The sequence below is a fragment of the Glycomyces sambucus genome (assembly GCF_900102815.1).
In the GTDB taxonomy this organism is placed as follows: domain Bacteria; phylum Actinomycetota; class Actinomycetes; order Mycobacteriales; family Micromonosporaceae; genus Glycomyces; species Glycomyces sambucus.
On sequence record NZ_FNGF01000001.1, the window covers coordinates 568,135 to 578,972 of the forward strand.

The following is a 10,838-nucleotide window of genomic DNA, read 5'->3' on the forward strand; positions in this document are numbered from 1 at the left end:
CCGCGCGGTGGCCTTGCCCGTCCCGCCTACTCCAGGACGCGCGCGATCGAGAGCCCGTCGTAGCCCTTGACGCCGACGGTCTGCATCACGGTGCCCTCCAGCTTCGGGTTCGCGGCGACCTTCTCCAGGTAGGACCGCACGCCCTGCACGTTCGGGTCGCGGCTGAGCCCGTCGGCGACGGCGCCGCCGCGCACGACGTTGTCGGCGATGATGAGGCTGCCGGGCCGGGTCAGCTTGAGCGCCCAGTCGAGGTAGCCGGGGTAGCCGCCCTTGTCGGCGTCGATGAACACCATGTCGAAGGGCCCGGCGTCCTCCTCGGCGAGCTTCGGGAGGGTGTCGGCGGCGGCGCCGACGCGGATCTCCACGGTCCCGACCAGGCCGGCGCGCGCGATGTTGCCGCTGGCGACCTCGGCGTGCCTCGGGCTGTACTCCAGGCTGACGAGGTGGCCGTCGGCGGGCAGTGCCCGCGCCATCCAGATCGCGCTGTAGCCGCCGAGCGTCCCCACTTCGAGGATGCGCTTGGCGCCGAGGGTCTTCGCGAGGAGGTAGAGGAGCTTGCCCTGCGCGGGCGAGACGGAGATCGGCGGCAGCCCGGCGCGGCGGGCCGCGTCCGTGGCGTCGGCGAGCGCCTCGTCCTCACCGACGAGCAGCGATCCGAGGAACGCGTCGACTTCGGTCCATTGCCCCTGGCCCATTGTTCGCCCCTTCCGACGGGTCCGAGAACGTCGATGAAACGCTATCACCGCCGTCCCACAGGACTCGCTCCGTTAAATTCGGACCTTACCGACTAAAGGTTCGATCACGCTTTCCGGTGCCCACGCCTGGAGGGCCGGGAATGGTACCGCGAATGGGTGAAGCCTGTTGTTGTAATTACGACATTGACGGAAGATTAAGGGTGGTCTTTTGTCGGATTTTGCCCCTGAATCAGCTGAACGCGCCGGGGTCGGTCTTGCCGATCGTCGTACGGTGCAACGGCTTGAATGATAGACCTGAGTCACTACTTGTTCGCGGCCGCGGAACCGGTGATCTGATCCGGTGCAGCCGCGGACTTGAACGACGGCCGGCTTCGGGGGAGCCGGTCGCACACTGGGGGGTAACGCTATGAGCATGGCACGATCGGCGACAGTCGATATCGGGACCACCATGCGGCTCGTCGCGCCCGATTTCGCGACGGTGAGTGTGCGCGCGAGTCTGCGATACGACCCGGACGACCCTTACGCGGTCTGCGTGATGTTCCATCCGGACGGGACGGACGCCGACCAGGTGGCCTGGTCCTTCTCCCGGGAACTGCTCGCAAAAGGACTCGAGGAGCCCACGGGGATCGGCGACGTGCGCGTCTGGCCCTGGACGACCCCGCGAGGCGAGTCGGTGGCCCTGGCGCTCTCCTCGCCCGACGGGAACGCCTTGTTCGAGATCAACCGCGGCGTCGTGCAGCGCTTCCTCCGCCGGGCGTACAGCCTGGTCCCCCGCGGTCGCGAATCGGGCTATGTGGACATGGACACGACCCTGACGAAGCTCCTGGCCGGCGGCGTGTAGCCGCTGGGACAGTGCCGAAGGGCGGACCGGGCATCCGGTCCGCCCTTCGCGTGTCAGCGGCACTTGCCGGCAGGACTGCCCGGAACGACCCGTCCGAAACCGACCATCCGCCGCGAAACGTCGCACCCCTATGTCAGGGTTGGAACCGGGGGCCCATCATGTGCCCGATTCACCCGGACACTCCCGTGATATCCGGTCAGCTCCGCAGCAGCGCCGCCGTCTGCGAGGCGATCTCTCCTTCTTCGTTGGTCGGAATGACCATCACCGTGATCGGCGACTGCGGCGTCGAGATGACCGGCCCGCCCGCCGCGTTCGCTGCCTCGTCGAGGTCCACGCCGAGCGCCACGAGCGAGGACAGCGCCCGCGCCCGCACCTCGGCGCTGTTCTCGCCGATCCCGGCCGTGAACGCGATCGCGTCCGCCCCGCCCAGCGCGGCGATGTACGAGCCGATGTACTTGCGGATGCGGTAGCAGTAGATCTCCAGGGCGACCTGCGCCGCCCGGTCCCCGGCCGCCGCGGCCTTCTCGATCTCCCGGTTGTCCCCGTGCCCGCTCAGCGCGAGCATCCCCGACCGCTTGTTCAGGGCCGCGTCGAGGTCCGCGAAGCTCGCGCCCGTCTGACGGTGCATGTGGAAGACGATCGCCGGGTCGATGTCGCCCGAGCGGGTCCCCATGACGAGCCCTTCGAGCGGCGTCAGGCCCATGGAGGTGTCGATCGAGCGGCCCCGCTCGACGGCCGTCACCGACGCGCCGTTGCCGAGGTGCGCGACGATCACGTTGACCTCCTTGGGGCTCTTGCCGAGCAGCTCGGCGGCCCGCCGGGAGACGTAGGCGTGGGAGGTCCCGTGGAAGCCGTACCGCCGCACCCCGTGCTCCTCGCGCCACTCGCTCGGCACCGCGTACAGGTGGGCGCGCTCGGGCACCGTCGCGTGGAACGCGGTGTCGAACACGGCCACCTGCGGCAGCTTCGGGAAGAGCTTGCGCGCGGTCCGGATGCCCTCCAGGTTCGCCGGGTTGTGCAGCGGCGCGAGCGCCGACAGCCCGTCGATCGCGCGCTCCACCTCGTCGTCGACGACGACCGGCTGCACGAACCGCTCGCCGCCGTGGACGACCCGGTGCGCGACCGCGATGAGCCCGGCGTCCGCCAGCGGCGTCCCGTGCTCCTCGAAGGCCGCGACCATGGCCTCCAGGCCCTCGCCGTAGTCGGCGAAGCGGTCCTCCCGCACGGCCTTCTCCCCCGCGTGCCGGTGGGTGAGGACCGAATCGGACAGTCCGATGCGCTCGATGAGCCCCGTGGCCGACGCCTCCATGGTCTCGCCGTCGACCAGCTGGTACTTGATCGACGAGGAACCGGAGTTGATCACCAGGACCGGTGCGCTCATGGCACTTCCCCTCTAGAGCGCCCGCCCGCTCAGGCGGTCTGGCTCGCTTGGATCGCGGTGAGCGCGACCGTGTTGACGATGTCCGGCACCGTGGCGCCGCGCGACAGGTCGTTGACCGGTTTGCGCAGCCCCTGCAGGACCGGGCCGACCGCGACCGCGTTCGCCGAGCGCTGCACGGCCTTGTACAGGTTGTTGCCGGTGTTCAGGTCGGGCACGATGAAGACCGTGGCCTTCCCGGCGACCTGCGAGTCCGGGAGCTTCGTGCCGGCGACGCCGGCGTCGGCGGCGGCGTCGTACTGGATCGGTCCCTCCACCGGGAGGTCGGGTCTGCGGGATCGGACGATCTCGGTCGCCGCCCGGACCTTGTCCACGGCCTCGCCGTGTCCGGAGGTGCCGGTCGAGTAGGAGAGCATCGCCACCCGCGGTTCCACGCCGAACTCGGCGGCGGTGCCTGCCGAGGATAGCGCGATGTCGGCCAGTTGCCCGGCATCGGGGTTCGGGTTCACGGCGCAGTCGCCGTAGACGAGCACCCGGTCCTCCAGGCACATGAAGAACACCGAGGAGACCACCGCGACCTCGGGCTTGGTCTTGATGATCTCGAAGGAGGGCCGGATGGTGTGCGCGGTGGTGTGGACCGCGCCGGAGACCATCCCGTCGGCCATCCCGGTGTGGACCATCATCGTGCCGAAGTACGAGACGTCGGCGACCTGGTCGTACGCAGCCTCGACCGTGACGCCCTTGTGGGCGCGCAGCCGCGCGTACTCCTTCGCGAAGCGCTCGCGGATCTCGTGGTCGCCGGGGTTGAGGATCGCGGCCCCGGAGATGTCGACGCCCAGTTGGGCCGCCTGCGAGCGGATCTCGGCCTCGACGCCCAGGAGCGTCAGGCGGGCCACGTCGCGGCGCATGAGGATCTCGGCGGCCTTGAGGATGCGCGGCTCGGCGCCCTCGGGCAGGACGATGTGCTTGTCGAGGGCCTTCGCGCGCCCGAGCATCGAGTGCTCGAACATGATCGGCGTGACCACGGCGGGCTTGGAGAGCGCGAGGCGGTCGAGCAGGTCGTCGCCGTCGACGCCCTGGGCGAAGTCCTCTAGGGCGCGGGTGATCTTGCGCTGGCCGCCCGCGGCGAGGTTGCCGGTGACGTCGCCGACGAGGTTGGCCATGTCGAACGTGTCGTGCTGGACGAGCGCGATCGGCAGGCGGGAGTCGAGGCCGGCGACGATGTCGAGGATCTGGGGCTCGGGCCGGATGCCGCCGGTGAGGAAGACCGCGGACAGGCTCGGGGTGCCTTCGGCGAGGTGGGCGGCGATGAGGCCGAGGAGGACCTCGGAGCGGTCGCCGGGGAGGATCACGGCCTTGCCGTCGGCGAGGCGCGTGAGGAGGTTGGGGAGGGTCATGGCCGCCACGACGACGTCGCCGACGGTGCGGGTGAAGACGTCGGGGTCCCCGGAGATGAGGGTCGCGTCGGCGGCCTCGATGAGCTCGCCGACCGTGGGGGCGATGAGCTCGGGGTCCTCGACGACGACGCCGGTGCCCGGGTGGGCGTCCTGGACGAGGCCGGCGTCCGCGGCGTCGACGCGGTTGACGACGGTGCCGAGGACCGTCGCGTGGTCGGCCTCGGCCTGGGCGGTGCCGAAGCGGAGCGCGGCGGCGATGTCGGCCGGGCTCTTGCGGTGGCCGGTGACGATGAGGAGCATCGGCGCGGCGAGGTTGACCGCCACGCGGGTGTTGTAGGCGAACTCGACCGGGGACGAGACGTCGGAGAAGTCGGAGCCGACGACGAGGACGACCTCGTGCTTGTCGGCGAGTTCGTGGTAGCGCTCGACGATCTCGGTGAGCGCGGCGTCCGCGTCGGCGCGGACGTCCGAATAGGTCACGCCGACGGAGGCGGCGTAGGACGCGGGGAGGCGGTACTGGTCGCGGAGGAGGGTGATGATCGGGTCGCCGGCGTCCGTATGGTCGTCGCGGACGATGGGGCGGTAGACGGCGACGGACCCGGCGCGCCTGGTGAGCAGGTCCATGACGCCGACCGCCACCGTCGATTTGCCGCTGCCGGGGTCCAGGCTGGCGAGGTAGAGACTTTGAGCCACGGCTCCAACGCTATCCACCCCGTGCGAGCCCCGCAGGCGATCTGCGCCCGGGCTCACCTGTGAGCTTCGGCGGGATCGCGAGCGGGGGGTGGGCGGGCGGGTCCTCCATCCCGAACCCCCACCCTCCCGGGGAAGAATAAGGTCCCAGCCTCGCACCGGGGTCCGACAGAAACCGGCCCGCTCCGCGGCCGTGTCACACGAAGGTGTGACCGGGCGCGAGGCGCGCTCGCAGCAACGGGGCGTCGTACCGGAGGGCCCGCCGCAGGCGGGCCCTCCGGCCGGTCTCATTCGGCGAAGCCGCCTTCGGGGACCGGGACGGGCGGCGGGGTGCCCACGTACTTGGCCCGCGGGCGGATGATCTTGGAGTCGCGGGCCTGTTCGAGGATGTTCGCGCTCCAGCCGACCACGCGGCTGGTCGTGAACGTCGGCGTGAACATCGGGCGCGGCACGCCCGCCAGCTCCATCACCACGCCCGCGTAGAACTCGACGTTCGTGTAGAGCTTGCGGCCGGGCTTGACCTCGGCGAGGATCTCGACCACGCGGCGCTCCACGGTCTTGGCGAAGTCCACGATGCCGCCGCCGAACTCGTCGGCGACCGAGCGCAGGTGGATCGAGCGCGGGTCGTCGGTCTTGTAGACGGCGTGCCCGAAGCCCATGATGCGGCGCCCGGCCTCCAGCTCGCCGCGGATCCACGCGTCGATGTTGTCGGGGCCGCCGATCGCGTCGAGCGCGTCGAGGGCCCGGGCGGGCGCGCCGCCGTGGAGCGGGCCCGAGAGGGCGCCCACGGCGCCGACGAGGGCCGCGCCGAGGTCGGCGCCGGTGGAGGCGATGACGCGGGCGGTGAACGTGGAGGCGTTGAACCCGTGGTCGATCGTGAGGATCAGGTAGTGCTCCACCGCCCTCGCGGCCTCGGCCGAGGGCACCTCGCCGGTCATCATGTACAGGTAGTTCGCCGCGTAGCCGAGGTCTTCTCGCGGATCGAGCGGTTCCTGGCCCTGCTGGAGGCGCCACATGGCGGTGAGGATCGCGGGCGTGACGGCGCACGCGAACAGGGCGTCGTCGGCGCGAGCGGCCTCGTCGATGTCGAGGACGGGCCGCATGGGCCGGGCGGCGCACGCGGCCGACAGCGCGGTGCGCAGGCCGTCCAGCGGGGAGGCCGCGGCCAGGTGCGGCAGCAGCTCGCGCAGCTGCGGGGTGAGGGTGCGGTAGGGGGCCACCTGGGCCTTGAAGGCGTCGAGCTGCGCGCGGGTGGGCAGCTCGGCGTGGGTCATGAGGTACCAGACCTGCTCGAAGGAGCAGTGCTGGGCGAGTTCGACGGCGTTGTACTGCCGGTAGTGGTAGAAGCCCTCCTCGCCGCGGACGTCGCCGATCTCCGTGTCGGCGACGATGACGCGGTCGAGGCCCTTGGGGACTTCGATGAATTCGGGCATTGGGTCCTCCTCCGCTCGGTTCGCTGTCAGCCTACGGGATTTCGTGACGGATAGGCCCGAACGCCGACCCGGGGACCCGCCGCGGGCGCGGCCCGGTCAGACTGGTGCGGAACAGGTTTCTAGAGCGGCCCTCGGCTCCGTATCCGGCTCGGGGGCGTTCGCAGGACGCTCCGAACGAGGTTTGCACGTGGATTCCGGGACCCTCCTCTCCGGCCGCTACCGGCTGGACCGGCCCATCGACTCCGGCGCCATGGGCGCGGTCTGGCGCGCGCGGGACGAGCGCCTGGACCGCGACGTGGCCGTGAAGGTCCTCCTGCCCGGCCTCGACGGCGCCGGCGAGCGCTTCGAGCGCGAGGCGAAGACCCTCGCGAGCCTCAAGGGCCCGAACTACGTGGAGGTCTACGACTTCGGCGAGGAGCTCGACGGCGACCGCACCGTGCACTACCTGGTGATGGAGCTGGTCGAGGGCGTCTCGCTGGCGCGGCTCCTCGCGCGCGAGGAGCGCCTGGACGCGGACCGCGCGATGCGGATCGTCGCCGAGGCCGCCGACGCGCTCGGCGCGGCGCACCGCCGCGGGATCGTGCACCGCGACGTCAAGCCCGCGAACCTCCTCATCGACGCCGACGACCGGGTCCGGGTGGTGGACTTCGGGATCTCGCTGCTGGTGGACCGCTCGCGGCTGACCGACAGCAAGGAGGTGCTGGGGACCGTCCCGTACGTGTCGCCCGAGCGCCTGCGGAACCAGGACGTGACCGGCAGCTCGGACCTGTACTCGCTCGGCGCGGTCGCGTACGAGTGCCTGACGGGCGCGCCGCCGTTCCCCGCGCAGGACCCCATGGCGGTCATCCACAGCCACCTGTACGAGGAGCCGCCTCCGCTGCCGGAGACGGTGCCGCCACCGGTCGCGTCGGTGGTGTCCCGGTCGCTGCGCAAGGACCCGGCCGAGCGCTGGGAGTCGGGCGAGGTGCTGGCGGAGGCGTGCCGGCTGGCGGCCACGGGCGAGATCGCGGTGCCGCCTCCGGCTCCCGCCGCTCCTGCGGCGGTGCCGGACGGCGAGCGGCCGCGGAGCCGGAAGCGCCTGGCGCTCTTGACGATCGCGACCGTGCTCGCGGCGGCGGTGCTCGGGGTGGTGGTCTGGAGCCCGTGGACTGGGGACGGCCCGCTGGGCCCGGGCGCGGGTGAGGAGTCCTCCTTGGCCGACGCCGACGAGGCGGCGGGCGAGCCGACCGCGACCGGGACGGGCAGTCCTTCCGCGTCGGCGTTCGAGACCGAGTCGCCCGCGGCCGAGGAGTCCGAGTCGGCCGCGGAGGGCGGCAGCGAAGGCGGCGGGTCCGAAGGGGACGCCGAGGAGACCCATGGCGGCGAGGAGGAGCAGGAGCAGCCCGACGAGCCCAAGAGTGGGACCACCGAGCTGCCGCGGGTGACCGGGATGACGACGTTCGAGGCCCGCGACTACCTGGAGGGCGAGGGGTTCTCCAACGTGGTCCCCGACGTGGGCTACTACATGATCTCCCCCGAGCCGGCGCACTGCGCGGTCGTGCAGCAGTTCCCGTCCGCGGGTTCCACGGTGGACTACGCGGACCAGGTGACGCTCTCGTACCACAGCCGCAATGCCGAGGGCACCACATGCGAGTGGTGAAAGGGACGGTGCGGGTTGACCGCCCGGGCCCCGGTCTGGATGATGGAACGGGCGACCGGTACAACAGTCCCTGCACGGTCACCTGCTGAAGCGATTGGTCTGAAGATGGAAGATAATCTGGGCGCCGCCCCCGGCGTGGTCGTCGGGGTCCTGCTCATCATCGCGGCGGTCATGTGGTTCTCCCCCGGCGCCCGCCACAAGTTCCGCAAGGCGACCCTGTGGCTGGTGATCGTCGCGGTCGCGATGATCATCATCTTCGGCTACCTGAACGCCGGGCAGGAAGCCTAGAACCCGTATTCCCGCAGCTCGACGGCCTCGGGGCCGTGCTGCGGGATTTTTTCGGCCCGCCTATTGGAACAGATCGTTCCGGTCTGCTATAGTGGAATCAAACGTTCCGTTCCACTGAATTCGGATCAGCCCGGAGGCTACCGTGACCGTCATCCTCGAGACCCCCGCCGACGACGCGAAGGTCGACGACACTCCCCGAGCGGCCGAGCCGCGGACCTTCCCGCACCGCTGGCTGGGCCTCATCGCGATCCTCTCCGCGACCCTCCTCAACCTCCTCGACGCCTCGATCGTCAACGTCGCCGCCCCGGCGATCCGGTCCGAGCTCGGCGGCACCGCCGCGACCCTCCAGTGGCTCTCGGCCGGCTACACCCTCGCCCTCGCGATCGGCCTGCTGACCGGCGGCCGGCTCGGGGACATGTTCGGCCGCAAGAAGGTCCTCATGCTCGGCCTGGTCGGGTTCCTCGCCGCCTCGCTCGCCTGCGGCGCCGCCGGGACCATCGAGGTCCTGCTCGCCGCCCGCGTCGTGCAGGGGATCTTCGCCGCGGTCATGGTGCCGCAGTGCTTCGGCCTGATCCGCGACATGTTCGGCCGCGACATGGGCAAGGCGTACGCGCTGTTCGGCCCCGCCATCGGGCTCGCCACGATCGCCGGACCGGTCGTCGCCGGCCTCCTGGTCGACGCCGACCTGCTCGGGACGGGCTGGCGCTCGATCTTCCTCATCAACCTGCCGCTCGGCGCCGCCGCGATCGTCCTCGGCGCGAAGATCCTCCCGGCCGGCGCCCCCGCCGTCAAGGGCCTGAAGCTCGACCTCGGCGGCGCGCTCCTGGCCGCCGCGGGCATGTGCCTGCTGCTCGTGCCGCTGGTCGAGGGCCGCGAGCTCGGCTGGCCGGCCTGGTCGGTCGCGATGCTGATCGCCTCCGTCCCGGTCCTGGCCCTGTTCGCCTGGACCCAGGCCCGCCGCGCCCGCTCCGGCCGCACCGCGCTGGTCGAGCTGAGCGTCTTCAAGAAGCGCTCGTACACCTCCGGCATCGCGTTCGTGGTGGTCTTCTTCGGCGCCGTCACCGGCTTCTCGCTCGCGGTCGGCCTGTTCCTCCAGCTCGGCCTCGGCTTCGGCCCGCTCCAGGCGAGCCTGGCGATGGCCGCCTGGGCGGTCGGCGCGTTCGTCGGCTCGGGCTCCAGCGCGGCGCTCGCCCCGAAGCTCGGCCGCGGGGTGCTGCACGTCGGCCTCGCCACGATGACGGTCGGCCTGGCGATCGTGTGGTTCCAGTTCGGCGCCGAGACGACGCCGGGCACCTGGGCCCTCTCCCCCGCGTTCGCGGTCTTCGGGATCGGGATGGGCATGATCTTCGTGCCGCTGTTCGGGATCATCACCGGCGAGCTGGAGGACCACGAGGTCGGCTCCGCGTCGGGGCTCCTGGAGTCCTTCCAGCAGGGCGCCTCGGCGCTCGGGGTCGCCGGGCTCGGGACGGTGTTCTTCGGGCAGTTCGCGATCGGCGGGAGCCCGGTCGAGGCGATGCAGGCGGCGCAGCTGGTGACGGGGCTGACCGTGGCCCTCACGCTGGTGGCCTTCCTGGTCGCGTTCGGCCTGCCGAAGCAGGCGAAGGCCGGCCACTGACCCTCCGCGAGCCGCCTCGCCGGCCGTGCCTCCGGGCGCGGCCGGCGAGGCCGCAGCACCAGAAAGCACAGTCAGAATGAACCGCTCTGTTCCGGATAGGATGCGTGCCATGACCGACAAGCCGCTCAGCGGGCGCAAGGCGCAGGCCGCCCGCAACGACAAGCTCATCCTCGAAGCCGCCCACGAGGTCTTCGTCGCCGACCCAGAGGCGCCCATCGCCGAGGTCGCCAAGCGCGCCGGGGTCGGCATCAGCGCGCTGTACCGGCGCTACCCGAGCAAGGAGGACCTGCTCCGCAAGCTCTCGGGCGACGGGCTCCACCGGTACATGGAGCTGGTGCGGGAGGCGGTCGAGTCGGAGGCGGAGCCGTGGGAGGCGTTCCGCACCTTCATGCGCTCGGTGGTCCTCGCCGACACGCCCTCGATCACGGTGCGCCTGGCGGGGACCTTCACGCCGACCCCCGACATGTTCCAGGCGGCCATGGACGGGGACGCGCTGAACAAGGAGATGCTCGCGCGGTTCAAGAACGCAGGGGTGCTCCGCGAGGACGTCGGCAACGGGGACCTCCAGATGGTCACCGAGTCGGTCTGCTCGATCACCATCGGCGACGCCGAGCGGACCCGCGAAGTGCGCCTGCGGACCCTGGAGCTCCACCTCCAGGCCCTCCGCGCACCGGGGGCGGCCCCGCTCCCGGGAACGACCGTGAGCGACGAGGAGATGGGTGCTCGCTGGATCCCCAAGGGCGCGTAGACGGAACGCGAAAGGCCCGGCGAAACCGCCGGGCCTTTCACTCTGGAGCGGACGACCGGGATCGAACCGGCGACCTGCACCTTGGCAAGGTGTCGCACCAGCGCGAAGCGCTGC

Annotated in this window: 9 protein-coding genes; 5 read left to right on the plus strand and 4 right to left on the minus strand. The window is 71.3% G+C overall.

Features of this window, described 5'->3' with window-relative positions; all coding sequences use genetic code 11:
* Positions 1–26 precede the first annotated feature (26 nt).
* Entirely contained in the window at positions 27–695 is a 669-nt protein-coding gene (locus BLS99_RS02615) for an O-methyltransferase (protein WP_091043030.1), read from the minus strand.
* A 406-nt stretch (positions 696–1,101) separates the two neighbouring features.
* Here BLS99_RS02615 and BLS99_RS02620 point away from each other — a divergent pair, with 406 nt between their 5' ends.
* Positions 1,102–1,536: an SsgA family sporulation/cell division regulator gene (locus tag BLS99_RS02620; RefSeq protein WP_091043033.1), complete on the plus strand. Its 435-nt coding sequence runs from the start codon at positions 1,102–1,104 to the stop codon at positions 1,534–1,536.
* Positions 1,537–1,732: 196 nt separating this feature from the next.
* On the opposite strand, the gene BLS99_RS02625 is transcribed toward BLS99_RS02620, so the two are convergent.
* From BLS99_RS02625 to BLS99_RS02635, 3 genes are all read right to left on the minus strand, one after another.
* Positions 1,733–2,917 carry an acetate/propionate family kinase gene (locus BLS99_RS02625; RefSeq protein WP_091043035.1) on the minus strand — a complete coding sequence of 395 codons (1,185 nt, stop codon included), beginning with the start codon at positions 2,915–2,917 and terminating at the stop codon, positions 1,733–1,735.
* A gap of 29 nt (positions 2,918–2,946) precedes the next feature.
* Positions 2,947–5,004 carry a phosphate acetyltransferase gene (gene pta, locus BLS99_RS02630; protein WP_218126180.1) on the minus strand — a complete coding sequence of 686 codons (2,058 nt, stop codon included), beginning with the start codon at positions 5,002–5,004 and terminating at the stop codon, positions 2,947–2,949.
* Positions 5,005–5,288: 284 nt separating this feature from the next.
* Positions 5,289–6,434: a citrate synthase/methylcitrate synthase gene (locus BLS99_RS02635; RefSeq protein ID WP_091043042.1), complete on the minus strand. Its 1,146-nt coding sequence runs from the start codon at positions 6,432–6,434 to the stop codon at positions 5,289–5,291.
* 187 nt (positions 6,435–6,621) lie between these two features.
* Between BLS99_RS02635 and BLS99_RS02640 the strand changes: the two genes are divergently transcribed.
* The 4 genes from BLS99_RS02640 (at position 6,622) to BLS99_RS02650 (ending at position 10,724) form a co-directional block, all read left to right on the plus strand.
* A complete protein-coding gene (locus tag BLS99_RS02640) occupies positions 6,622–8,073 on the plus strand; it encodes a serine/threonine protein kinase (protein ID WP_176953177.1) in 1,452 nt (483 codons plus the stop codon).
* A gap of 105 nt (positions 8,074–8,178) precedes the next feature.
* Complete coding sequence (locus tag BLS99_RS25515; protein ID WP_125246286.1) at positions 8,179–8,361, plus strand: hypothetical protein; 183 nt, start codon at positions 8,179–8,181, stop codon at positions 8,359–8,361.
* A gap of 142 nt (positions 8,362–8,503) precedes the next feature.
* A complete protein-coding gene (locus BLS99_RS02645; RefSeq protein ID WP_218126181.1) occupies positions 8,504–9,976 on the plus strand; it encodes an MFS transporter in 1,473 nt (490 codons plus the stop codon).
* Between the two features lie 109 nt (positions 9,977–10,085).
* On the plus strand, positions 10,086–10,724 hold the full coding sequence (locus BLS99_RS02650; RefSeq protein ID WP_091043050.1) for a TetR/AcrR family transcriptional regulator: 639 nt from the start codon (positions 10,086–10,088) through the stop codon (positions 10,722–10,724).
* Positions 10,725–10,838 lie beyond the last annotated feature (114 nt).